We start from the raw sequence: 24040 nt of genomic DNA, 5'->3' as shown, positions 1-24040 counted from the left end.
TGTTCCACCGGCGAACGAACGCTTAGACTCCGCCGACGTCGTCCCTCCGGGACCGACGCCACAATCCCGTAGACCAGGCCCCCAGCGGCCGTGCGAAGGATCGTCAAGACACCATGAAATTGGTTCAAATCCTGCCTTTCGTCCTGATCATCGGTGTCATGCTGCTGATGACCCGCTCCGCGAAGAACAAGCAGCGTCAGGCCACGCAGATGCGTGACCAGATGGGCCCCGGTTCTGGCATCCGGACGATCGGCGGCATGTACGCCGTCGTCAAGGAGGTCAACGAGGACACGGTCCTGCTGGAGCTGGCCGACGGCGTCCACGCGCACTTCGCGAAGAACGCCATCGCCGCGGTCCTCGACCAGGCCGAGTACGACCGCATCGTGCACGGCATCGAACCGGAGCTCGAGGCGCACGGCGCCGAGGACGTCGAGGACGTCGAGAAGGCCGACGCCGCCGACGAGGCCGTCGACCTGAGCAAGTCCGCCGACGAGGCCGCGACCGAGAACGCCAAGACGGACGGCACCGACAAGAAGTAACGGCCCGCCCGGTACTTTTCCAGGGGTCGGCAAGTCCGTACTACTCATCGTGCCGCTCCGCTGCGCGCAGGTCGCAGGGCGGTTGGACAGGGAGAATCGAGAAGGTGGCAGCACCGAAGAGGGGCCGTAGGCCCTCGGGGAGCCAGGGATACCCCGGGCGGGCGCTGGCAGTGATCCTGCTGGCCATCGTGGCGCTCACCGGAGGGATGTTCCTCTCCGGCCACACCACCCCCCGGCTGGGCATCGACCTCGCCGGCGGTACGAGCATCACGTTGACGGCCAAGAGCGACCAGGTCGGCGCGATCAACAAGACCAACATGGAGACCGCCAAGTCGATCATCGACCGGCGTGTCAACGGTCTGGGTGTCTCGGAAGCCGAAAGCCAGATCCAGGGCGACCGGAACATCATCGTCAACATCCCCAAGGGCACCAACGCCGCGCAGGCCGAGCAGCAGGTCGGCACCACCGCCCAGCTCTACTTCCGGCCCGTGCTCGCCGAGGTGGCCAACACCCCGGCGACCCCGGCCTCGCCGAGCGGCAGCCCCTCGGGCTCGCCCTCCTCCCCGGCGTCGCCGTCAGCGACCGCCTCGACCGGCGCGAAGGTCTCCGGCTCCCCGTCCGCGAGCGCCTCGACGCAGGGCCGCGCCGTCACCGACGCGCTGAAGGCCTCGTCGACGCCGTCCGCCACCGCCTCGGGCGCGCCCTCGCCGAACCCGTCGCCCTCGGCGAGCACGGCGGCCCCGGGCAGCGCCCTGGACACCTCCGTCCCCGAGGACCTGCAGGCGAAGCTCGCCGCGCTGGACTGCTCCGACGCCAAGACGCGCGCCAACCTGAACCTCAAGGCCAAGCCGACGGACAAGATCGTCGCGTGCAACCAGGACGGCACCGCCAAGTACGCCCTCGGCCCCGCCGCGGTGGACGGCAAGAACGTCAGCAAGGCCGCCGCGCAGTTCGACACCCAGGGCGGCAACGGCTGGGTCGTCACCCTGAACTTCGACGGCGCCGGTTCCAAGGCCTTCTCGAAGATCACCTCGCAGCTCTCCCAGCAGCAGCCGCCGAACAATCAGTTCGCGATCGTGCTGGACAACGAGGTCGTCTCCGCCCCCTCGGTGAACCAGACCCTGAGCGGCAGCGCCGAGATCTACGGCAGCTTCACCCAGGAGAGCTCGGAGGAGCTCGCGAACGTCCTGTCCTACGGCTCGCTTCCGCTGACCTTCGACAAGTCGGACGTCACCAAGGTGTCGGCGGCGGTCGGCGGCGAGCAGCTGCACGGCGGTCTGATCGCCGGCGGCGTCGGCCTCGCCCTGGTCGTGCTCTACCTGGTCGCCTACTACCGCGGCCTGAGCTTCGTGGCGATCCTGAGCCTCATCGTCTCGGCGATCCTCACCTACGAGATCATGACGCTGCTCGGCCCGGCCATCGGCTTCGCGCTGAACCTGCCAGCGGTCTGCGGCGCCATCGTCGCCATCGGCATCACCGCCGACTCGTTCATCGTCTTCTTCGAACGCATCCGTGACGAGCTGCGCGAGGGCCGCTCCCTGCAGCCGGCCGTCGCCCGCGGCTGGCCCCGCGCCCGCCGCACGATCCTCGTCTCGGACTTCGTGTCGTTCCTGTCCGCCGCCGTGCTCTTCGTGGTCTCGGTCGGCAAGGTGCAGGGCTTCGCGTTCACCCTCGGCCTGACGACGCTGCTCGACGTGGCCGTGGTGTTCCTCTTCACCAAGCCGCTGATGACGATCCTGGCCCGCAAGAAGTTCTACGCCGGCGGACACCCCTGGTCCGGGCTCGACCCGCGCGCCCTGGGCGTCAACCCCCCGCTGCGCCGCACCCGCCGCCCCGCGGCCCGTACCGACGTCAAGGAGGCCTGATGTCCCGGCTCGGTAACCTCGGGCACCGCCTGCACCGAGGCGAGATCGCCTACGACTTCGTCGGCCACCGCAAGCTCTGGTACGGCGTCTCGGTCCTCATCACCATCGCGGCGATCGTCGGCCTCGCCGTGAACGGCCTCAAGCTCGGCATCGAGTTCTCCGGCGGCGCGGTCTTCACCACCCCGAAGACCGAGATGTCGGTCAGCCAGATCCAGGAGAAGGTCGCCGACAACACCGGCGGGCACCAGGCCATCGTGCAGAAGCTCGGTTCCGGTGCCGTCCGCATCCAGATCAGCGACATCTCGCTCAACGAGGCGAAGGAGATCCAGGGCGAGATCGCCACGGACCTCAACGTCAAGGCGAACGACATCGACCCGCAGATCATCGGTCCGAGCTGGGGCGACGAGATCTCCAAGAAGGCCTTCCAGGGCCTGGTGATCTTCATGGTCCTGGTGACGATCTACCTGGCGATCGCCTTCGAGTGGCGCAAGGCCGTGGCGGCCCTGATCGCCCTCATCCACGACCTCACGATCACCATCGGCGTGTACGCGATCGTGGGCTTCGAGGTCACCCCCGGCACGGTGATCGGTCTGCTGACCGTCCTCGGCTACTCCCTCTACGACACCGTCGTCGTCTTCGACGGTCTGAAGGAGTCCACCAAGGACATCACCAAGCAGAACCGCTACACGTACAGCGAGCTGGCCAACCGCAGCCTCAACCAGACCCTGGTGCGTTCGATCAACACCACGGTCGTGGCGCTGCTGCCGGTGGCGGGCCTGCTCTTCGTCGGCGGCGGCCTGCTCGGCGCCGGCATGCTCAACGACATCGCACTGTCGCTCTTCGTCGGCCTCACCGCCGGTGCGTACTCCTCGATCTTCATCGCGACCCCGCTGGTCGCGGACCTCAAGGAGCGCGACCCGCAGATGAAGGCGCTGCGCAAGCGCGTGCTCGCCAAGCGTGCCGCCGACGCCCGCCGTGGCGGCGACGCCGAGGACGGGCCGCAGGACGCCTCCCCCGCGGACGGGGACGCGGACGGGGAGTCGGACGAGGACGCCCACGCGGGCGCCGGCGTCGGCAGCCAGCGCACCCAGCCGGCCCGCAACAACCGCGGCCGCAACCGTCCCTCCGGCAAGCGCCACTGAGGACGGGGCGGACGACGGACGGGACACAGCGGACGAGCACCGAGGAACACAGCCGATGACCACGACGGACGCCACCCCGGAGGGGCTGCGCAGCCTGCTGCTCAGCCGTATCCGGGACGTGCCCGACCACCCGAGGCCGGGCGTGATGTTCAAGGACATCACCCCGCTGCTGGCCGACCCCGAGGCGTTCAACGCGCTGATCGACGCCCTGGCCGGGCTCTGCGCCCGGCACGGCGCCGACAAGGTCGTCGGTCTGGAGGCGCGCGGGTTCATCCTCGCCGCCCCGGCGGCCGCCCGCGCCGGGCTCGGGTTCGTGCCCGTGCGCAAGGCGGGCAAGCTGCCCGGGGCGACGCTGGGCCAGGCGTACGAGCTGGAGTACGGCACCGCCGAGATCGAGGTCCACCAGGACGCCTTCTCGGCCGGTGACCGGGTCCTGGTCATCGACGACGTGCTCGCCACCGGCGGCACGGCCCAGGCGTCGCTGGAGCTGATCCGCCGCACCGGCGCCGAGGTCGCGGGCGTCGCGGTCCTCCTGGAGCTGGGCTTCCTCGGCGGCCGGGCCCGCCTCGCCCCGTCGCTCGCCGGCGCCCCCCTGGAGGCGCTGATCGCCGTCTGAGCCCCTGGCTCGCCGGAGGCGGGCTCCCGGCCGCGGAAGCGGCACGGGAGCCCGCCTCCGGTCGTTGCGGGGGTCCACGGGGCGTACGGGACGCGGTTCACCCGATCAGATCGCTACCATGGTGTCTCGGAACTTCCCTCCTCGCCCGTCTTCCGGCCGGGAGGGGACCAGAAGGAGTGCCCTTGCAAGAAGAGGCCAGGCAGGCTCAGCCGATGACCGCCGCAGACGGGAAGAAGCAGGCGGCTTCCCTCTCCGCGGCTCCTCCCGTCGCGCCCGCCGCACCGGCCGCACCCGCGGAGGGCAAGGCCGCCAAGCCCGCTCCCGCCGCCCCGGCGACCCCTGCCGCCCGGCCTGTACGTACTCCCGGGAGCGCGGCCCCGAACCGGCCCGCCACCTCCTCCAACCGCGTCCGTGCCCGCCTCGCCCGGCTCGGTGTGCAGCGGTCCAGCCCGTACAACCCGGTCCTGGAGCCCCTGCTGCGCATAGTGCGCAGCAACGACCCCAAGGGCGACACGTCGCAGCTGCGCCAGATCGAGCGCGCCTACCAGGTCGCCGAGCGGTGGCACCGGGGGCAGAAGCGCAAGAGCGGCGACCCGTACATCACGCACCCGCTCGCGGTCACCACGATCCTGGCCGAGCTCGGCATGGACCCGGCGACGCTGATGGCCGGGCTGCTGCACGACACGGTGGAGGACACCGAGTACGGCCTCGACGCCCTGCGCCGCGACTTCGGCGACTCCGTCGCCCTGCTGGTGGACGGCGTCACCAAGCTGGACAAGGTCAAGTTCGGCGAGGCCGCGCAGGCCGAGACGGTGCGCAAGATGGTCGTCGCCATGGCGAAGGACCCGCGCGTGCTGGTCATCAAGCTCGCCGACCGCCTGCACAACATGCGCACCATGCGTTACCTCAAGCGGGAGAAGCAGGAGAAGAAGGCCCGCGAGACGCTGGAGATCTACGCCCCGCTGGCGCACCGGCTGGGCATGAACACCATCAAGTGGGAGCTGGAGGACCTCGCCTTCGCGATCCTCTACCCCAAGATGTACGACGAGATCGTCCGGCTGGTCGCCGAGCGCGCCCCCAAGCGGGACGAGTACCTGGCGGTCGTCACGGACCAGGTGCAGCAGGACCTGCGCGCCGCCCGCATCAAGGCGACCGTCACCGGCCGCCCCAAGCACTACTACAGCGTCTACCAGAAGATGATCGTGCGGGGCCGGGACTTCGCCGAGATCTACGACCTGGTGGGCATCCGCGTCCTCGTCGACACCGTCCGCGACTGCTATGCGGCGCTGGGCACCATCCACGCGCGGTGGAACCCGGTGCCGGGGCGGTTCAAGGACTACATCGCGATGCCCAAGTTCAACATGTACCAGTCGCTCCACACGACGGTCATCGGGCCCAGCGGCAAGCCGGTCGAGATCCAGATCCGCACCTTCGACATGCACCGCCGCGCCGAGTACGGCATCGCGGCGCACTGGAAGTACAAGCAGGAAGCCGTCGCAGGCGCCTCCAAGGTGCGCACCGACAGCCCGAAGTCCGCCAAGAAGGACGACGCCGTCAACGACATGGCGTGGCTGAGGCAGTTGCTCGACTGGCAGAAGGAGACGGAGGACCCGGGCGAGTTCCTGGAGTCGCTGCGCTTCGACCTGTCCCGCAACGAGGTCTTCGTCTTCACCCCCAAGGGTGATGTCATCGCGCTGCCCGCCGGCGCGACCCCCGTCGACTTCGCGTACGCCGTCCACACCGAGGTCGGGCACCGCACGATAGGGGCGCGGGTCAACGGCCGCCTGGTGCCGCTGGAGTCGACCCTCGACAACGGCGACACGGTGGAGGTCTTCACCTCCAAGGCGGCGGGCGCCGGTCCGTCCCGCGACTGGCTCGGCTTCGTCAAGTCCCCACGCGCCCGCAACAAGATCCGCGCCTGGTTCTCCAAGGAGCGCCGCGAGGAGGCCGTCGAGCAGGGCAAGGAAGCCATCGCCCGCGCGATGCGCAAGCAGAACCTGCCGATCCAGCGGGTGCTCACCGGCGACTCCCTGGTCACGCTCGCCCACGAGATGCGCTACCCCGACATCTCCGCGCTCTATGCGGCGATCGGCGAGGGGCACATCACCGCGCAGTCCGTCGTGCACAAGCTCGTCGAGGCACTGGGCGGCGAGGAGGGCGCGACCGAGGACATCGCCGAGATCACGACCCCCTCGCGCAGCCGCACCAAGCGGCGCTCGGCCGCGGACCCGGGTGTGATCGTCAAGGGCGAGAAGGACGTCTGGGTCAAGCTGTCCCGCTGCTGCACCCCGGTGCCGGGCGACCCGATCATCGGCTTCGTCACCCGCGGCAACGGTGTCTCCGTGCACCGGGCCGACTGCGTGAACGTGGAGTCGCTGTCGCAGCAGCCCGAGCGGATCATCGACGTCGAATGGGCACCGACCCAGTCCTCGGTCTTCCTGGTCGCCATCCAGGTCGAGGCGCTGGACCGGTCGAGGCTGCTGTCGGACGTCACACGCGTCCTGTCCGACCAGCACGTCAACATCCTGTCCGCCGCCGTGCAGACCTCCCGCGACCGGGTGGCCACCTCGCGCTTCACCTTCGAGATGGGCGACCCCAAGCACCTCGGGCACGTCCTGAAGGCCGTCCGCGGCGTCGAGGGCGTCTACGACGTCTACCGCGTGACGTCGGCGCGCCAGCGCTGACGCAGACACGGCGAAGGGCCCGTACGCCTCGCGTACGGGCCCTTCGCCGTGGTCCGGGGTGACGCCCGGGCGGGACGACTCAGCCGCCGAACTCGTCCAGCGACTTGAGGGCCTGGTCGAGCAGTGCCTGGCGCCCGTCCAGCTCCCGCTGCAGCTTCTCGGCCCTGGAGGTGTTCCCGGCCGCCCGCGCCGCCTCGATCTGCTCACGCAGCTTGTCGACGGCCGCCTGCAGCTGCCCCGTCAGGCCCGCGGCACGAGCCCTCGCCTCGGGGTTGGTGCGCCGCCACTCGGACTCCTCGGCCTCCTGGAGCGCGCGCTCCACCGCGTGCATGCGGCCCTCGATGCGCGGCCGGGCGTCGCGCGGCACGTGTCCGATCGCCTCCCAGCGCTCGTTGATGCCGCGGAAGGCCGCCCGCGCCGCCTTCAGGTCGGTGACCGGGAGCAGCTTCTCGGCCTCGATGGCCAGCTCCTCCTTCAGCGTGAGGTTCTCGCGCTGCTCGGTGTCGCGCTCGGCGAAGACCTCGGAGCGGGCCGCGAAGAAGACGTCCTGGGCGCCGCGGAAGCGGTTCCACAGGTCGTCCTCCGCCTCGCGCTGGGCGCGGCCGGCGGCCTTCCAATCGGTCATCAGCTCGCGGTAGCGCGCCGCCGTCGGGCCCCAGTCGGTGGAGCCGGAGAGCGCCTGCGCCTCCTCCACCAGCTTCTCCTTGCGGCGGCGGGCGTCCTCGCGCTGCGCGTCGAGCGCCGCGAAGTGGGCCTTGCGCCGCTTGGAGAAGACCGAACGGGCGTGGCTGAAGCGGTGCCACAGCTCGTCGTCGGTCTTGCGGTCCAGCCGGGGCAGGCCCTTCCAGATGTCGACCAGGGCGCGCAGCCGCTCGCCGGCGGCCCGCCACTGCTCGCTCTGCGCCAGCTGCTCGGCCTCGGTGACCAGGTCGTCCTTGGCGGTCCTGGCCTCCTCGGAGGCCTTGGCCTTGGCGACCTTGCGCTCCTCGCGGCGCGCGTCGACCTGCTCGGTCAGCGCGTCCAGCCGCTTGGCCAGCGCGGCCAGGTCGCCCACGGCGTGCGCCTCGGTCACCGCGGCGCGCAGGTGCTCGATGGCGGTCAACGCGTCCTTGGGGGCCAGGTCGGTGGTCTTCACCCGGCGTTCGAGGAGGCCGATCTCGACGACGAGACCCTCGTATTTCCGCTCGAAGTAGGCCAGCGCCTCCTCGGGGGAGCCTGCCTGCCACGAGCCGACTTCGCGCTCGCCATCGGCCGTACGCACGTACACGGTCCCCGTCTCGTCGACGCGGCCCCACGGGTCGCTGCTCACAGCGCCTCCTCAACGTGATGCCCGGCCGTCGCGCGGCTCGCGGGCATCGTCCACAGTTCCATTCGGCCGGGCCGTGCCCAGGCCGGTCCGACGGTCCGCTCACATCCATGGTGCAGCCGTCGGAGCAGGCACCCTACACAACGCCAACATAGGCGACCGGTGCCCCGGCTGTCCGCATCCCGCACCCGCGAAATTGACCCGCGGGTGCGGGACGCGGCGGTCAGGACTTCCCGACCGTCGCCTTGTTGATCACCACGGTGGCGTTCGGGGCGCCGTCACCGCCGCCGGTCGACTCGCCCGCGGCGGAGATCTTGTCCAGCACCTTCATGCCGGCCGCGCTGATCGTCCCGAACGGGGTGTAGTTCGGCGGCAGCGGGCTGTCCTTGTAGACGAGGAAGAACTGGCTTCCGCCGGTGTGCGCCTGCCCGGTGTTGGCCATGGCCACCGTGCCCGCCGGGTACGTACCGCCGGCGATCTCCTTCGCCTTCAGGTTCTCGTCCGGGATGGTGTAGCCGGGACCGCCCGTGCCCTGGCCCGTCGGGTCGCCGCACTGGAGCACGTAGATGCCGGTGGTGGTGAGCCGGTGGCACTTGGTGTGGTCGAAGTAGCCCTTGCCGGCCAGGAACGCGAAGGAGTTGACCGTGTGCGGGGCGTTCTTCGCGTCGAGGTCCAGCGCGATGTCGCCGCAGGTCGTCTGCAGCGCGAGGGTGTACTTCGCCGCGGTGTCGACGGTGACCGCGGGCTCCTTCTTCCACTGCTCCGTGCCGGGGCTGCCCTCCGCCGGCTTGGCGCAGGGGTCGGGCGCCTTGCTCGGCTCCGCGGGGGTGGGGGAGGCGTCCGCGGAAGCGGCGTCGTCCTTCTTGGCGTCCGGGCCGAAGGCGCCGGCCGCCCAGGCTGTGGCGCCCGCCGCCAGCACGACCGCGAGCACGGCGGCGACCACCGCGTTGCGCCGCACGGTCTTGCGATGGGCCTGCACACGGCGCTCGTGCTGCCGCTCGAACTTGTCCCGGGCGAGCTGGCGCCGCCGCTGATCCTTGGTGACCACTGAGCCGTCTCCCGATGCCTTCTGCTCGTCGCGTCCGAATGTGAGTACGCCGCCGATCTTCGCGCCCGGCGCGCCCCACAGTCCAGCGACGTTACTGGTTCGCGATGGCCGCGTTCGCGCCGGTAGGCTCGTGGGGCCGCCATCGTGCGGTACGACCTGCCGAGAACGACAGCCGACAGAAGGACGAACGTGCTCATTGCCGGGTTCCCCGCCGGGGCCTGGGGCACCAACTGCTATGTGGTCGCCCCCGCCGCCGGTGAGGAGTGCGTGATCATCGACCCGGGCCACGAAGCGGCCCAGGGCGTCGAGGACACGCTCGCCAAACACCGTCTCAAGCCCGTCGCCGTCATCCTCACCCACGGCCATCTCGACCACACGGCATCGGTCGTCCCGGTCTGCGGCGCCCATGGCGTCCCGGCCTGGATCCACCCCCGGGACCGCTACATGCTGAACGATCCGGAGAAGGCCCTCGGCCGCTCGATCGGCGCGCAGCTGCTCGGTGAACTCACCATCGGCGAGCCCGACGAGCTGAAGGAGCTCACCGACGGCAGCACACTGGCGCTCGCCGGTCTCGAGCTGTCCGTGGCGCACGCGCCCGGCCATACCGAGGGGTCGGTGACGTTCAGGCTCCCGGAGACGACCGAGATCCCCTCGGTGTTCTTCTCGGGCGACCTGCTGTTCGCCGGCTCCGTAGGCCGCACCGATCTGCCCGGCGGTTCCATGGACGAGCTGTATATGTCGCTGGCCCGTGTGTGCCTGCCGCTCGACGACTCGACCGTGGTGCTGTCCGGCCACGGACCCCAGACGACCATCGGCCGTGAGCGCGCCACCAATCCGTATCTGGCGGAGGTGGCCCGCGGCCTCGGAGGCGACGACCACCCGTCCCCTCCGCGACGAGGAATGTGACGAGAGACCTCCCAGTGAGCACCTTCCAGGCCCCCAAGGGCACCTATGACCTCCTGCCGCCCGATTCCGCCGTTTTCCTGGCGGTCCGCGAGGCGCTCTCCGCGCCGCTGCGGCGGGCCGGCTACGGCTACGTCGAGACCCCCGGTTTCGAGCAGGTCGAGCTCTTCTCCCGCGGCGTCGGCGAGTCCACCGACATCGTGACCAAGGAGATGTACACCCTCACCACCAAGGGCGGTACGGAGCTGGCGCTGCGCCCCGAGGGCACCGCCTCCGTGCTGCGCGCCGCGCTGGAGGCCAACCTGCACAAGGCGGGCAACCTGCCGGTCAAGCTCTGGTACTCCGGCTCGTACTACCGCTACGAGCGGCCGCAGGCCGGGCGTTACCGGCACTTCTCCCAGGTCGGCGCGGAGGCGATCGGCGCTGAGGACCCTGCGCTGGACGCCGAGTTGATCATCCTGGCCGTGGACGCCTACCGCTCGCTCGGGCTGCGCACCTTCCGCCTGCTGCTCAACTCGCTGGGCGACCGCGAGTGCCGTCCGGTCTACCGGGCCGCCCTGCAGGACTTCCTGCGCGGCCTCGACCTCGACGAGGACACCCGCCGGCGGATCGAGATCAACCCGCTGCGCGTCCTGGACGACAAGCGCGAGAGCGTGCAGAAGCAGCTCGTCGGCGCGCCCATGATGCGCGACCACCTGTGCGAGGGGTGCAAGGCGTACCACGAGCAGGTGCGCGAGCTGCTCACGGCGGCCGGCGTGGAGTTCGAGGACGACCCCAAGCTGGTGCGCGGTCTGGACTACTACACCCGCACCACCTTCGAGTTCGTCCACGACGGCCTCGGCTCGCAGTCCGCGGTCGGCGGCGGCGGCCGCTACGACGGTCTGTCCGAGATGATCGGCGGCCCCGAGCTGCCGTCGGTGGGCTGGGCGCTGGGTGTGGACCGTACGGTGCTGGCCCTCAAGGCCGAGGGCATCGAGCTCGAACTGCCCGCGCCCACCCAGGTGTTCGCGGTGCCGATGGGCGAGGAGGCGCGCCGGGTGCTGTTCGGCGCAGTCACCGAGCTGCGCCGGGCGGGTGTCGCCACGGACTTCGCCTTCGGCGGCAAGGGTCTGAAGAACGCGATGAAGTCCGCCAACCGTTCGGGCGCGCGTCTGGCGATCGTCGCCGGCGAGCGCGACCTCGCCGAGGGCGTCGTGCAGGTCAAGGACCTGGAGAGCGGCGAGCAGAGCGCCGTTCCGCTCGACGGCGTCGTCGCGGCCGTGCGCGAGCGGCTCGCCTGAACCGTACGCGGTGACGCGGCCGGCCGGTGCTTTCACCGGCCGGCCGCGCCGTCGGCGCATGGGCCGCGGCCACGGGTCAGTCGGGGCGGCCCCGCTCGATCCACCGCGCGATCCGCTCGGGCCGCATCGGCCGGCCGAAGTACCAGCCCTGGCCCCAGTCGCAGCCCAGTGAGCGCAGCCGCCGGGCGTGCTGCGAACTCTCCACGCCCTCGGCGGTGACCGTGAGCCCGAGCGCGTGCGCCAGGGACACCAGTCCGCCGACGATGCGCCAGCCGACCGGGTCGTCCGTCCCGGCGCGGTGGGGGTCCGTGACGAACGCTCCGGCGATCTTCAGTCCGGACACCGGGAGATCCCTCAGATAGGCGAGGTTCGACCAGCCGGTGCCGAAGTCGTCCACGGCCAGCGAGACCCCGGCGTCGGCGATCGCCTGCAGGGCGCGCAGCGACTCGTCCTCGGGTCCGATCACCGCGCTCTCGGTGATCTCCAGTTCCAGCCGCCCGGGTTCGAGACCGGTGCTGTCCAGGATCGACGTGACGTCGTGCACCAGGCCGGGGTTGCGGATCTGGCGGACCGCCAGGTTGACGTTGATCTGCGGGGCCGCCTCCCCGTAGAGCCGCACCCACGCGGCCGCCTGCCCGACCGCGCGCTCCAGGATCCAGCGGCCCAGCGGCATGATCAGCCCGGTCTCCTCCGCCGTCCCCACGAACTCGTCGGGGCCCAGCACCCCGAACTCGGGGTGACGCCAGCGCACCAGGGCCTCCACCGCCACCAGGGAGCCGTCGGACAGCGAGCAGAGCGGCTGGTAGTCGACGAAGAACTCCCCGCGGTCCAGCGCCACCGGCAGCCGTACGGAGATGGCGTAGCGGCTGACGGCGCGCGCGTTGTGCGTGGGGTCGAAGAGCGTCCATCGGCCCCGTCCGGCCTCCTTGGAGCGGTACAGCGTCAGATCCGCCGCCCGCACCGCCGCGCCGGGCGTCGTGGCGGCGATCCGCTGCGCCAGCACCCCGACGCTCGCGCCGATCGTCAGCTGCTGGCCGCCCACGAGGAAGGGCCGCGAGAGCGTGGTCAGGACGAGCTTGGCGACCGCCACGGCCTCCTGGTCGCCCCGGCACTCCTCCAGCAGCACCACGAACTCGTCCCCGCCGAGCCGTGCCACCAGGTGCCCGAGCGGGGCGAGCGCGGCGTCCAGCCGCTCCGCTACCGCCGTCAGCAACTGGTCCCCGGTCTCGTGGCCGAGGCTGTCGTTGACGACCTTGAAGCCGTCGAGGTCGACGTAGCACAGGCCGAAGCGCGCGTCGGGGGGCGGCTGCTCGAACAGGCCCTCCAGCCGGTCGAAGAACGCGGTGCGGTTGGGCAGCCCGGTCAGGGGGTCGTGGGTGGCCTGGTGGCGCAGCCGCTCCTGGAGCCGGTAGCGGTCGGTGATGTCCTCGACCATCGCCACCTGGTAGCGGGGTTCGCCGTGCTCGTCGCGGATCAGCGAGACGGTCAGGTGCGTCCACACCACCTCGCCGTCGCGCCGGTAGTAGGGCTTGTCGCACTGGAACCGCTCGCGGCGCCCTTTGACCAGGTCCTCGTACGCCTCCCACACGCCGGCGGCGTCCTCGGGGTGCACCAGCTCGGTGACCCGGCGTCCCCACAGGTCCTCGGGGCGGGCCCCGAGCAGCTCCCGCAGTGCCTGGTTGAACTGCACGATCGTCCCGTCCACGTCGGCGATGCCGATGCCGATGGCGGCGTGCTCGAACAGCGCGCGGAAGCGGGCCTCCGAGGCGTTCCTGGCCCGCTCGGCGTCCTCACGGGCGCGGAACGCGGCACGCTGGATCGCCTCCTGCTCGCGCAGGGTCCGCTCGCGCAGCGCGGCCGCCCAGCCGGAGGCGAAGGCTCCGGCGACGGCCGGTACCCGCTCGGGACCGGCCGGCTGGATCTGCAGCAGCGCCACGGCGGCCGCGAGGATCTCCGGATCGGTGAAGTGGGCCTCCACCAGCAGGGTGCCGGCCTGTTCCGCGAGCCCGGTGTCGCACGTGCGGTCGCCGAGCGCCCGGCGGAGCAGGTCCGCGGTCGTGGCCGCGACCTGGCGCAGGGTCTGCGGGGGCAGCGCCATCCCCGGTCCGGAGCGCAGCAGCTGCGACCAGGCGTCCGCGAAGTCCGGGGCGGGGCCGGCGACGGCCGACGGCGACTCCCTCACGGCCGCCGCCCCACGCCGGCCAGACCCGACATCTGCTCGGGGTGGGGCCCCACGGACTCCGGGTCCTCGGGTCGCCACTCGGACAGCCAGACCAGCCCCGGCGGCAGGAGTTCCCAGCCGTCGAAGAAGGCCTCCACGTCCGTCCTGGTCCGCATGACCAGCGGTGTCGTGGTGCGCCGGGCGTACAGCTCCGCCAGCGAGTCCGCCTGCCGGGGACGGATCTCACGGGAGGCGTGGGTGAGCACCAGGTGGCTGCCGCGCGGTACGGCGTCGCGCAGCGCGCCCACGATCTTGCCGGGGTCCTCGGCGTCGGTGACGAAGTGGAGCATCGCCACCAGCAGCACGGCGACCGGCTCCCCGGGCGCGAGCAGTTCGGTGATCTCGGGCCGGGAGAGCAGGTCGCCGGTGTCGGTCATGTCGGCCATCACCATGGCGCTGCGCGGGTCGTCCTGGAGCAGCAGACGGCTGTGCGCCACCGCGATCGGGTCCATGTCCACGTACACCACGCGCGCCTGCGGGTGGACGGCCCGCGCGACCTCGTGCACGGCCCCGAAGGTCGGGATCCCGGAGCCGATGTCGAGGAAGCGGGTGATGCCCAGGGCGGCGAGGTGCTGGACCGCGCGGCGCAGGAAGGCGCGGTTGGCGCGCATGATCACCGGCAGGTCGGGCCAGAGCGCCATGGCCTGGCGCGCCATGTCGCGATCGGCCTCGAAGTTGTGGGACCCGCCCAGGTAGTAGTCGTAGACCCGGGCGGCGTTGGGCGTCTCCACGTCCGTTCCTGCGGGCACCCACTCGGGTCGACGCATGGCGCACCTCTCCCCGTCGGGACGAGTCCTCGGATCCACGGGTCCACTCAGAATCCTATATGTCATTTATCGACGCATTTTTGGAGAAGGCGGTTCTCGCCGAACGTGGCGCAGCTCGATAGCACAGCGTGATGGAGTGTGTGCGTACGGCATGCGAATTCACTCTTCCCGCCCGGCCGTTGTCGCTCGCGCGGGTGACACGGCACCATGGGACCCGGCACTTCCGGCGGTCCGACCCGTTGGGCAGTGCGGCACATCCCCCACCCACGGAAACGGCGACATGGTGACTACGGCGGTTGACACGGCTCGCACCGACAGCGGGAGCCAGGAGTCCGCGGACGGACTCATCGGCGCGGGCAGGGCCTTCACCTGGCTGCTCGTGGTCTGCGGTGCGCTCGGCCTGCTCGCCTCGTGGGTCATCACGATCGACAAGTTCAAGCTGCTGGAGGACCCGAACTTCGTCCCCGGCTGCAGCCTGAACCCGATCATCTCCTGCGGCAACATCATGAAGAGCGAGCAGGCGCACGCCTTCGGCTTCCCCAACCCGATGATCGGCATGGTCGCCTACCCCGTCGTCATCGCCCTCGCCGTGGGGATGCTCGCCGGTGCCCGCTACCGCCGCTGGTTCTGGCTCGGACTGCAGGGCGGCACGCTCTTCGGCGTCGGCTTCGTGACGTGGCTGCAGTACCAGTCTCTGTACAGCATCGGCTCGCTGTGCCTGTGGTGCTCGCTGGCCTGGGTCGTCACCATCGCGCTGTTCTGGTACACCCTCGTCCACAACCTCAAGCACGGGATCATCCCGGCGCCGGCCCGGGTCCGGGGCCTGGTCCTGGAGTTCCACTGGGTCGTCCCCGTCCTCTGGTACGGCGTGATCGCGGTGGCGATCCTGACCCGCTGGTGGACGTACTGGAGCACCCTGATCTGACGGCGGCGCCGCGCTGTCGGTGCGGTGACATAGGCTTTCTTGCCGTGGAGCCCGACCTGTTCACCGCCGCCGCAGAGGAACGCCAGTCGAGGGAGCCCGGAGGCAGCCCCCTGGCCGTACGGATGCGCCCCCGTACCCTCGACGAGGTCGTGGGGCAGGGCCATCTGCTCCGCCCGGGGTCGCCGCTGCGGCGCCTGGTCGGCGAGGGCGGCGGCGGACCGGCGGGACCGTCCTCGGTGATCCTGTGGGGCCCGCCGGGCATCGGCAAGACGACCCTCGCGTACGTCGTCAGCCACGCCACCAACAAGCGCTTCGTCGAGCTGTCGGCGATCACCGCGGGCGTCAAGGAGGTCCGCGCGGTCATCGAGAGCGCCAAGCGCGAGTCCGGGGGCTACGGACGCGACACCGTGCTCTTCCTGGACGAGATCCACCGGTTCAGCAAGGCCCAGCAGGACTCCCTGCTCCCCGCGGTCGAGAACCGCTGGGTCACCCTGATCGCCGCCACCACCGAGAACCCGTACTTCTCGATCATCTCCCCGCTGCTGTCCCGGTCCCTGCTGCTCACCCTGGAGTCGCTGACCGACGACGACCTGCGGGGCCTGCTGCGCCGGGCGCTCACGGACGAGCGCGGCCTGAAGGGCGCGGTCACGCTGCCCGAGGACACCGAGGAGCACCTGCTGCGGATCGCGGGCGGGGACGCCCGCCGGGCGCTGACGGCCCTGGAGGCGGGGGCGGGCGCGGCCCTGGCGAAAGGTGAGCCGGAGATCTCCCTGAGCACCCTCGAGGAGACCGTCGACCGTGCCGCCGTGAAGTACGACCGCGACGGCGACCAGCACTACGACGTGGCCAGCGCGCTGATCAAGTCCATCCGCGGCTCGGACGTCGACGCCGCCCTGCACTACCTGGCCCGCATGATCGAGGCCGGGGAGGACCCGCGGTTCATCGCCCGGCGGCTGATGATCTCCGCCAGCGAGGACATCGGCCTTGCCGATCCGACCGCGCTGCCCACGGCGGTCGCCGCGGCCCAGGCGGTGGCGATGATCGGCTTCCCGGAGGCCGCGCTGACCCTCAGCCACGCCACGATCGCGCTCGCCCTGGCCCCCAAGTCCAACGCGGCAACGACGGCCATCGGGGCCGCCCTGGCCGACGTACGGGCGGGCAAGGCCGGTCCGGTCCCGTCCCATCTGCGCGACAGCCACTACAAGGGCGCCGCCAAGCTCGGCCACGGCACGGGCTACCAGTACCCGCACGATCTGCCCGGCGCCATCGCCGCCCAGCAGTACGCACCCGACGAGATCCACGGCCGGCGCTACTACGAGCCGACCCGCTACGGGGCCGAGGCCCGCTACGCCGACGTGCTGGAGCGCGTCAGGGAGCGTCTGGCGGGGGAGTAGCGCGGAGCCCGCCCGCGAGCTCAGCGGTTCCGCGCCGCCGCCTCCCGCGCGGCGTCGAAGAGCGCGTGGATGGCCCGGTGCAGGTCGGTGTGGCCCCGTACCGGCTCTGGGAACTCGAAGCGGGCGTCGAAGACGCCGTCCTCGCCGGTGAAGCGCACCCGCAGCCCGAAGCGGTCCAGGGCGAGCGGCACCGCGGCGGCCGGGACGCCGCGGCAGGCGCCGGCCCCGCCGGCGAGGGCGCACAGCCGGCCCATCTGGTCGGCGTGGGCGGCCGCTAGGTGCTGGAGCAGTTCCGCCTCGTGGTCGACGAGCGGGTCGGGACGGGCGGCGGCGAAGTCGTCCGGCTCCACCTGCTCCGCGCCCCACAGGTCGTCCACCGACGCCTCGCCGACCTCCAGCCGCAGCCGCACCTTCCCTGCCGGGGCCGGCAGGTCGTGCGCGACGGTGACCCAGCCCGCGATCCAGGCGCGGCCGCGGATGCGCCCGGGCACCGCGACCGGGGCGACGTCAGTGATGTCGAGCACAGCCGTGAGGTCGTCGTCCTCGGCGTGGGTCGCGGCCCGGACGGCGGGCGATTCCGCGGGGAACAGCAGGAACAGGTCGCCGTCGGTGCCCACGATCCGCTCCTCTGGGACCATGAGCTCGGGGAGGTCGGGCACCAGGCCGGGAATCACCAGGATGGCGGAGGCGGTACTCTGTACGAGAGTTCGTGTGCGCTCGGCTGCTGACGGCAGTCGGGCGATTTCATGCCCGCTGGGACGCGGCTGACCATGAGCTGATCGGACCCCCGTCAAGTCGGCGCCCTCGTTGGTGTCGGCGGCGCCCTGTGCGGCGTCCGTTACGTCCGTGATGCGTGTGGTGTTCCCTGGGCGCGACATACGATCTCCTTCGCTAAGGTAAGCCTTACCTAACTTACATGGAGGTCTGGGAAACGTGAACCAGTCGCGTCCCAAGGTCAAGAAGTCGCGTGCCCTCGGCATCGCCCTGACGCCGAAGGCCGTCAAGTACTTCGAGGCCCGTCCCTACCCGCCGGGCGAGCACGGCCGTGGCCGCAAGCAGAACAGTGACTACAAGGTCCGACTGCTGGAGAAGCAGCGCCTGCGCGCGCAGTACGACATCTCCGAGCGCCAGATGGCCCGCGCCTACGACCGCGCCCGCAAGGTCAGCGGCAAGACCGGCGAGGCCCTGATCGTCGAGCTCGAGCGCCGCCTGGACGCCCTCGTCCTGCGCGCCGGCCTGGCCCGCACCATCTACCAGGCCCGCCAGATGGTCGTCCACGGCCACATCGAGGTCAACGGCCACAAGGTCGACAAGCCGTCGTTCCGCGTCACCCCCGACGACGTCGTGATGGTCCGCGAGCGCTCCCGCGCCAAGACCCCGTTCCAGGTCGCCCGCGAGGGCGGCTGGGCCGGCGAGGGCGAGACCCCGAAGTACCTGCAGGTCAACCTGCAGGCGCTGGCCTTCCGCCTGGACCGTCTGCCGAACCGTCGTGAGGTCCCCGTGATCTGCGACGAGCAGCTCGTCGTCGAGTACTACGCTCGCTGACGCCTGCCGCACCCGGCACGCACGTCAGCCCCGGCGCCCCGCCCCTCCGGCGGGTCGCCGGGGCTTTCGCGTCCCCGGCAATCCCGGCCGGTCAGTCCTGGGCCGACCGGCCGAGCGGCGCGCCGGCGGGCAGCGGGCCGGCCGGCGGGACGGGACCGGGGGGCCGACGCGGGCCGGGCCGCGTCGGGGGCAGCCCGGTCAGGGCCCTGGCGACGGCGGCGTCCAGGTCGAGCACGAGGCCCTCGGCGTAGGCGCCCTCGTAGCCGGGCCGGCCCAACTCGGCGCGGGCCAGCGCCTCGCAGCGCTGATGGGGGATGCCGAAGTGGCGCGAGCCGAACACCGGCAGCCCGACGAGCCGCCAGATGCCGCCCGCCGCGCCCTGCAGCACCGCCGCCTCCCGGGCGTCCCCCGGGGCGCGCAGCAGCGCGAGCAGTTCGATGCCGAGCACGATGCCCACCATGTCGCGGAAGGCGTGGTTGATCCGCACGCACTCGGCAGCGAGTTCGGCGGCGAGCACCGGGTCGTCCTGCCACCAGGCGATGACCGCCCGCGTGTAGAGCGCGTACGCCAGCGCCCACCGCTCCCCGTGGTCCTCGCAGACCTCGCGGATGCGGTCGCACAGCTCGATCCCGCCCTCCAGGTCGCCGTCGAAGGCCACCGCCATCGCCAGCTCGACCTCGGCCATGATCACGTTGCTGTTCAGCTCGCCCAGCGTCCGGTAGTGGCCCAGTGCCTCCTCGAACAGCGCCCTGGCGCGCGGCAGGTCGCCGCCGAGCAGGGCCCCGCACCCCATGCGGTGCACCGCGTACGCCAACGCCGTCGCGTCGCCGGTGGCCAGTGCCTGCTCCCGGCACTCGTAGAGCATGCCGAGCGCCGCGGTGCCGTCGCCCTGGAGGATCGAGACGTAACCGCACACCCACAGCGCCTTGGCACGCTGCCCCGTGGGCTCGTGATCGGCCGCCAGCGCGCGCTCCAGCCAGTAGCGGCCCTCGGCGAGCCGGCCGCAGCCGACCCAGAAGAACCACAGGCTCGCCGCCAGGTACTGCCCGGTCCGCAACTCCTCGGGGGCCTCCAGGGAGAACTCCAGCGCGGCCCGCAGATTGTCCAGCTCCCGCTCGGTGCCGACCGAGATCTCCTCCTGCCGCGCGCCGAACCACTCCATCTCGCCCCAGGTGGCGAAGCCCAGGTACCAGTCCCGGTGCCGGGTCCGCAGCCGGCGCTCCTCGCCCAGCTCGCGCAGCCACCCCAGCCCGTACTCGCGCACGGTGTCCAGCAGCAGGTAGCGCACCACGCCCGCGTCCTCGCGGCGCAGCACCACCGACTTGTCCACCAGGTCCGCCAGCAGGTCCACCATCGTCTCGGCCGCCACCTCGCCGCCCGCGCACACGTACTCGGCGGCGTCGAGGTCGAAGTCCGCGGCGAACACCGACAGCCGTGCCCACAGCAGCCGTTCGCGCGGGGTGCACAGCTCATGGCTCCACCCGATCGTGGTGCGCAGCGCGCGGTGCCGTTCGGGGCCGCCGGTGCCGCCGCGGCGGGTGAGCAGCCGGAAGCGGTCGTCCAGGCGCCCGGTGATCTGCCGCACCGACAGCGCCCGCACCCGGCCCGCAGCCAGCTCCAGCGCCAGCGGGATCCCGTCCAGGCGGCGGCACAGCTCCTCCACCTCGGCCCGGTTGCCCGCGTCCACGGTGAAGCCGGGCAGCACCGCGGCCGCCCGGTCGGCGAACAGCTCCACCGCCTCGCCGGCGTCGCTCAGCGGTTCCAGGGCCACGATGTGCTCGCCCGCCACCCCCAGCGGCTGCCTGCTGGTGGCCAGCACCCGCAGGCCCGGTGCCCGCCGCAGCATCGCGTCGGCCAGTTCCGCCGCCGCCTCCACCTGGGGCTCGCAGCAGTCCAGCACGAGGAGCAGTTCGCGGTGGGCCAGGAAAGCGCCGAGCGCGGCCCGGGGGCCGCGCGCGGTGTGGTCGGTGAGGCCGAGCGCGTCCGCCACGGCGTGGTCCACCAATCCCGGGTCCCGTACGGCCGCGAGTTCGGCCAGCCAGACCCCGTCGGTGAAGCCGGTGCGCAGGCCGGCCGCCGCGCGCAGCGCGAGCCGGCTCTTGCCGACCCCGCCCACGCCGGTCACCGTCACCATCCGGGCCCGTTCCAGCAGGCGGGCCACGTCGTCGAGCTCGCGCCGCCGGCCGACGAAGTGGTTCAGCTCGCACGGCAGGTTGCCCGGCGTCGTCTCATGGCGCATGGGTCACGGAGGGTATCGTCGAATAAGCGGAACGTACAATCCGGGCCTGTCGCCCGGGGGCGGTCGGGGGCGGCACCGGCCCGCAATGCGGTACGGAGCGTGCTGCCCGTCGCGATAAGGTCGGTATCTGATCGGTACCTGGTTCGCGCGGTGGAATCCGAGGGAGTGGCAACGTGTCCGGTGGAGAGGTGGCCGGCCTCATCGTGGCCGTCTTCTGGGCGATCCTCGTGTCGTTCCTCGCCGTGGCACTCGTACGGCTCGCCCAGGCGCTCCGTCAGGCGACCCGCCTCGTGGCGGAGGTGACCGACCAGGCCGTGCCGCTGCTCGGCGAGGCCTCCGACGCGGTTCGCGCGGCCCACGCCCAGCTGGCCCGCGTGGACACCATCACCTCCGACGTCGCCGAGGTGACCGCCAACGCCTCCGCCCTGTCCACGACCGTCGCCTCCACCTTCGGAGGCCCCCTCGTGAAGGTCGCGGCCTTCGGCTACGGCGTGCGGCGCGCGGTCACCCTGCAGGCAAAGGGCGCCGCCAAGAAGCGCACCGTGGTCGTCGGCCGGACGCTCCCGTCCGCCCGCCGCCGTAAGTCAAGGGGCTGACCTGCATGTTCCGCCGTGCCTTCTGGTTCACCGCCGGTGCCGCCGCCGGAGTGTGGGCCACCAACAAGGTCCATCGCAAGATCCGCAGCCTGACGCCCGAGAGCCTCGCGGCGAAGGCGGCCGACAAGGCCCTCGAGGCCGGGGACCGGCTGCGCACCTTCGCGCAGGACGTCCGCGCCGGCATGTCGGAGCGCGAGGGACAGCTCAACGACGCACTGGGCCGTACGGCCCCCGACCTCGACATGCCGGCCCCGCGGCCGGCGATCTCGTACCACCACCGGAAGGACGAACACTGATGGAGTCGGCAGAAATCCGCCGCCGCTGGCTGCGTTTCTTCGAGGAGCGCGGGCACACCGTAGTGCCGTCGGCGTCGCTCATCGCCGACGACCCGACGCTCCTTCTGGTGCCCGCGGGCATGGTCCCGTTCAAGCCCTACTTCCTGGGTGAGGTCAAGCCGCCCTTCCCGCGCGCCACCAGCGTGCAGAAGTGCGTCCGCACGCCCGACATCGAAGAGGTCGGCAAGACCACGCGCCACGGCACGTTCTTCCAGATGTGCGGCAACTTCTCCTTCGGCGACTACTTCAAGGAAGGCGCCATCAAGTTCGCCTGGGAGCTGCTCACCAGTTCCGTGGCGGACGGCGGTTACGGCCTCGACCCCGAGCGGCTGTGGATCACGGTCTACAAGGACGACGACGAGGCCGAGCAGATCTGGCGCGACGTCGTGGGCGTGCCCGCCGAGCGCATCCAGCGCCTGGGCATGAAGGACAACTTCTGGTCCATGGGCGTCCCGGGCCCCTGCGGCCCGTGCTCCGAGATCAACTACGACCGCGGCCCCGAGTTCGGTGTCGAGGGCGGCCCCGCCGTCAACGACGAGCGGTACGTGGAGATCTGGAACCTGGTCTTCATGCAGTACGAGCGCGGGGAGGGCAGCGGCAAGGAGGAGTTCCCGATCCTCGGCGACCTGCCCGCCAAGAACATCGACACCGGTCTCGGTCTCGAGCGTCTCGCCATGATCCTGCAGGACGTGCAGAACATGTACGAGACCGACACCCTGCGTGCCGTCATCGACAAGGCCACCGAGCTCACCGGCGTCGCCTACGGCTCCGCGCACGAGTCCGACGTCTCGCTGCGCGTCGTCGCCGACCACATGCGCACCTCCGTCATGCTCATCGGCGACGGCGTCACCCCCGGCAACGAGGGCCGCGGTTATGTGCTGCGCCGCATCATGCGCCGCGCCATCCGCAACATGCGGCTGCTCGGTGCCACGGACGCCGTGGTCGGCGACCTCGTGGACACCGTCATCAAGACGATGGGGCAGCAGTACCCGGAGCTCGTCGAGGACCGCAAGCGCATCGAGACGGTGGCCCTCGCCGAGGAGTCCCGCTTCCTCAAGACGCTCAAGGCCGGCACCAATGTGCTGGACACCGCCGTCACCGAGGCCAAGTCCACCGGTTCCGGCGTCCTCTCCGGCGACAAGGCCTTCCTGCTCCACGACACCTGGGGCTTCCCGATCGACCTCACCCTTGAAATGGCCGCGGAGCAGGGCCTGTCGGTGGACCAGGACGGCTTCCGCCGCCTGATGAAGGAGCAGCGGGACCGCGCCAAGGCGGACGCCCTGGTGAAGAAGAGCGGGCATGTCGACATGTCCGCGTACCGGGCCGTCGCCGACACCGCCGGCAGTACCGTCTTCACCGGCTACACCGACAACGAGGGCGAGGCCAGCGTGGTCGGCCTGCTCGTCGACGGTGTGCCGTCGCCCGCCGCCAACGAGGGCGACGAGGTCGAGGTCATCCTGGACCGCACCCCCTTCTACGCCGAGGGTGGCGGCCAGCTCGCCGACACCGGCCGGATCCGCACCGACTCGGGCGCCGTCATCGAGGTCCGCGACGTACAGCAGCCCGTGCCGGGCGTCACCGTGCACAAGGGCAGCGTCCAGGTCGGCGAGGTGACGGTCGGCGCCGGCGTCCTCGCCAAGATCGACCTCGGCCGCCGCCGGGCCATCGCCCGCGCCCACAGTGCCACCCACCTCACCCACCAGGCGCTGCGCGACGCCCTCGGCCCCACGGCCGCCCAGGCCGGTTCGGAGAACTCCCCGGGCCGCTTCCGCTTCGACTTCGGCTCGCCGGCCGCCGTGCCGGGCAGCGTGCTGTCGGACGTCGAGCAGAAGATCAACGCCGTGCTCGCCCGCGAGCTCGACGTCAGCGCCGAGATCATGAGCATCGACGAGGCCAAGAAGCAGGGCGCCATCGCCGAGTTCGGCGAGAAGTACGGCGAGCGGGTGCGCGTCGTGACGATCGGCGACTACTCCAAGGAGCTCTGCGGCGGCACGCACGTGCACAACACCGCCCAGCTGGGCCTGGTGAAGCTGCTCGGCGAGTCCTCGATCGGCTCCGGCGTGCGCCGGGTCGAGGCCCTGGTGGGCGTGGACGCGTACAACTTCCTCGCCCGCGAGCACACGGTCGTCGCCCAGCTCCAGCAGCTGGTCAAGGGCCGCCCGGAGGAGCTCCCGGAGAAGATCTCCGGAATGCTCGCCAAGCTCAAGGAGGCCGAGAAGGAGATCGAGCGCTTCCGCGCCGAGAAGGTCCTGCAGGCCGCCGCCGGGCTCGCCGACTCCGCCCAGGACGTCAAGGGCGTGGCCCTGGTCACCGGACAGGTCCCGGACGGCACCGGCGCCGACGACCTGCGCAAGCTCGTCCTGGACGTGCGCCAGCGGATCGGCGGCGGCCGTGCGGCCGTCGTGGCCCTGTTCGCCGTGGCGGGCGACCGCCCGCTGACCGTCATCGCCACCAACGAGGCGGCCCGTGAGCGCGGCCTGAAGGCCGGCGAGCTGGTCCGTACCGCCGCCAAGACCCTCGGCGGCGGCGGTGGCGGCAAGCCGGACGTCGCCCAGGGCGGAGGCCAGAACGCGGACGCGGTCGGCGAGGCCATCGCCGCCGTGCAGCGTCTGGTCGCAGAGACGGCCTGAGGCCT

Annotated in this window: 19 protein-coding genes; 13 read left to right on the top strand and 6 right to left on the bottom strand. The window is 71.5% G+C overall.

Annotated elements, in window-relative coordinates:
* Positions 1-113: 113 nt before the first annotated feature.
* The 5 genes from yajC to B085_RS0139960 all read left to right on the top strand — a co-directional run bounded on the left by yajC (position 114) and on the right by B085_RS0139960 (position 6846).
* Positions 114-539, top strand: a complete 426-nt coding sequence (gene yajC, locus B085_RS0139980) for a preprotein translocase subunit YajC (protein ID WP_026251927.1) — start codon at positions 114-116, stop codon at positions 537-539.
* A gap of 104 nt (positions 540-643) precedes the next feature.
* Entirely contained in the window at positions 644-2404 is a 1761-nt protein-coding gene (gene secD / locus B085_RS0139975) for a protein translocase subunit SecD (RefSeq protein ID WP_078620274.1), read from the top strand.
* Positions 2404-3546, top strand: coding sequence for a protein translocase subunit SecF (gene secF / locus B085_RS0139970; protein ID WP_018564212.1), 1143 nt, complete (start codon positions 2404-2406; stop codon positions 3544-3546). Before secD ends, secF begins: the two co-directional genes overlap by 1 nt.
* 55 nt (positions 3547-3601) lie before the next feature.
* Positions 3602-4162, top strand: a complete 561-nt coding sequence (locus B085_RS0139965; RefSeq protein ID WP_018564211.1) for an adenine phosphoribosyltransferase — start codon at positions 3602-3604, stop codon at positions 4160-4162.
* A 212-nt stretch (positions 4163-4374) separates the two neighbouring features.
* Positions 4375-6846 (top strand): RelA/SpoT family protein, encoded by a 2472-nt coding sequence (locus B085_RS0139960; RefSeq protein WP_018564210.1) that lies wholly within the window; start codon positions 4375-4377, stop codon positions 6844-6846.
* Between the two features lie 79 nt (positions 6847-6925).
* Here B085_RS0139960 and B085_RS0139955 read toward each other — a convergent pair whose 3' ends face one another.
* Entirely contained in the window at positions 6926-8155 is a 1230-nt protein-coding gene (locus B085_RS0139955; RefSeq protein WP_018564209.1) for a DUF349 domain-containing protein, read from the bottom strand.
* 220 nt (positions 8156-8375) lie between these two features.
* Entirely contained in the window at positions 8376-9200 is an 825-nt protein-coding gene (locus B085_RS0139950; RefSeq protein ID WP_018564208.1) for a peptidylprolyl isomerase, read from the bottom strand.
* Positions 9201-9389: 189 nt separating this feature from the next.
* Here B085_RS0139950 and B085_RS0139945 point away from each other — a divergent pair, with 189 nt between their 5' ends.
* Both B085_RS0139945 and hisS read left to right on the top strand, forming a co-directional pair.
* Positions 9390-10106 (top strand): MBL fold metallo-hydrolase, encoded by a 717-nt coding sequence (locus B085_RS0139945; protein ID WP_018564207.1) that lies wholly within the window; start codon positions 9390-9392, stop codon positions 10104-10106.
* Positions 10107-10120: 14 nt separating this feature from the next.
* Positions 10121-11383 carry a histidine--tRNA ligase gene (hisS, locus tag B085_RS0139940; protein ID WP_018564206.1) on the top strand — a complete coding sequence of 421 codons (1263 nt, stop codon included), beginning with the start codon at positions 10121-10123 and terminating at the stop codon, positions 11381-11383.
* 76 nt (positions 11384-11459) lie between these two features.
* Here hisS and B085_RS0139935 read toward each other — a convergent pair whose 3' ends face one another.
* Positions 11460-13565: a putative bifunctional diguanylate cyclase/phosphodiesterase gene (locus tag B085_RS0139935; RefSeq protein ID WP_018564205.1), complete on the bottom strand. Its 2106-nt coding sequence runs from the start codon at positions 13563-13565 to the stop codon at positions 11460-11462.
* A complete protein-coding gene (locus tag B085_RS0139930; RefSeq protein ID WP_026251925.1) occupies positions 13562-14371 on the bottom strand; it encodes an SAM-dependent methyltransferase in 810 nt (269 codons plus the stop codon). Before B085_RS0139930 ends, B085_RS0139935 begins: the two co-directional genes overlap by 4 nt.
* Before the next feature lie 280 nt (positions 14372-14651).
* Here B085_RS0139930 and B085_RS0139925 point away from each other — a divergent pair, with 280 nt between their 5' ends.
* Together B085_RS0139925 and B085_RS0139920 are read left to right on the top strand one after the other, a co-directional pair.
* A complete protein-coding gene (locus B085_RS0139925; protein WP_018564203.1) occupies positions 14652-15296 on the top strand; it encodes a vitamin K epoxide reductase family protein in 645 nt (214 codons plus the stop codon).
* A gap of 44 nt (positions 15297-15340) precedes the next feature.
* The gene (locus B085_RS0139920; RefSeq protein ID WP_018564202.1) at positions 15341-16690 is read left to right on the top strand and encodes a replication-associated recombination protein A; all 1350 of its coding nucleotides are present in this window, start codon (positions 15341-15343) and stop codon (positions 16688-16690) included.
* Between the two features lie 20 nt (positions 16691-16710).
* Here the strand turns inward: B085_RS0139920 and B085_RS0139915 are convergent, their stop codons facing one another.
* Positions 16711-17424 carry a DUF2470 domain-containing protein gene (locus B085_RS0139915; protein ID WP_026251924.1) on the bottom strand — a complete coding sequence of 238 codons (714 nt, stop codon included), beginning with the start codon at positions 17422-17424 and terminating at the stop codon, positions 16711-16713.
* A 199-nt stretch (positions 17425-17623) separates the two neighbouring features.
* Here B085_RS0139915 and rpsD point away from each other — a divergent pair, with 199 nt between their 5' ends.
* Positions 17624-18235, top strand: coding sequence for a 30S ribosomal protein S4 (rpsD, locus tag B085_RS0139910; RefSeq protein ID WP_018564200.1), 612 nt, complete (start codon positions 17624-17626; stop codon positions 18233-18235).
* Between the two features lie 91 nt (positions 18236-18326).
* On the opposite strand, the gene B085_RS45260 is transcribed toward rpsD, so the two are convergent.
* Positions 18327-20474, bottom strand: coding sequence for an ATP-binding protein (locus tag B085_RS45260; protein WP_018564199.1), 2148 nt, complete (start codon positions 20472-20474; stop codon positions 18327-18329).
* Between the two features lie 173 nt (positions 20475-20647).
* Here B085_RS45260 and B085_RS0139900 point away from each other — a divergent pair, with 173 nt between their 5' ends.
* The 3 genes from B085_RS0139900 to alaS are packed head-to-tail and all read left to right on the top strand — an operon-like array spanning position 20648 to position 24035.
* Positions 20648-21070: a DUF948 domain-containing protein gene (locus B085_RS0139900; protein ID WP_018564198.1), complete on the top strand. Its 423-nt coding sequence runs from the start codon at positions 20648-20650 to the stop codon at positions 21068-21070.
* Between the two features lie 5 nt (positions 21071-21075).
* On the top strand, positions 21076-21366 hold the full coding sequence (locus B085_RS0139895; RefSeq protein ID WP_018564197.1) for a DUF6167 family protein: 291 nt from the start codon (positions 21076-21078) through the stop codon (positions 21364-21366).
* Complete coding sequence (alaS, locus tag B085_RS0139890; protein WP_018564196.1) at positions 21366-24035, top strand: alanine--tRNA ligase; 2670 nt, start codon at positions 21366-21368, stop codon at positions 24033-24035. The genes B085_RS0139895 and alaS overlap by 1 nt, the downstream gene beginning before the upstream one ends.
* The last annotated feature ends 5 nt before the right edge of the window (positions 24036-24040 follow it).

The sequence above is a fragment of the Streptomyces sp. BoleA5 genome (genome assembly GCF_000373665.1).
Lineage (GTDB): Bacteria > Actinomycetota > Actinomycetes > Streptomycetales > Streptomycetaceae > Actinacidiphila.
The sequence above is the reverse complement of the archived record's forward strand: the minus strand, read 5'-3'. Positions and strand labels throughout refer to the sequence as shown.

Excerpts from the sequence above, each read along its gene's own strand:
- B085_RS45260 (WP_018564199.1), bottom strand. The coding sequence starts at position 20,474 with ATGCGCCATGAGACGACGCCGGGCAACCTGCCGTGCGAGCTGAACCAC.
- alaS (WP_018564196.1), top strand. The coding sequence starts at position 21,366 with ATGGAGTCGGCAGAAATCCGCCGCCGCTGGCTGCGTTTCTTCGAGGAG.
- B085_RS0139895 (WP_018564197.1), top strand. The coding sequence starts at position 21,076 with ATGTTCCGCCGTGCCTTCTGGTTCACCGCCGGTGCCGCCGCCGGAGTG.
- B085_RS0139960 (WP_018564210.1), top strand. The coding sequence starts at position 4,375 with ATGACCGCCGCAGACGGGAAGAAGCAGGCGGCTTCCCTCTCCGCGGCT.
- B085_RS0139965 (WP_018564211.1), top strand. The coding sequence starts at position 3,602 with ATGACCACGACGGACGCCACCCCGGAGGGGCTGCGCAGCCTGCTGCTC.
- B085_RS0139930 (WP_026251925.1), bottom strand. The coding sequence starts at position 14,371 with ATGCGTCGACCCGAGTGGGTGCCCGCAGGAACGGACGTGGAGACGCCC.
- B085_RS0139925 (WP_018564203.1), top strand. The coding sequence starts at position 14,652 with ATGGTGACTACGGCGGTTGACACGGCTCGCACCGACAGCGGGAGCCAG.
- yajC (WP_026251927.1), top strand. The coding sequence starts at position 114 with ATGAAATTGGTTCAAATCCTGCCTTTCGTCCTGATCATCGGTGTCATG.
- secF (WP_018564212.1), top strand. The coding sequence starts at position 2,404 with ATGTCCCGGCTCGGTAACCTCGGGCACCGCCTGCACCGAGGCGAGATC.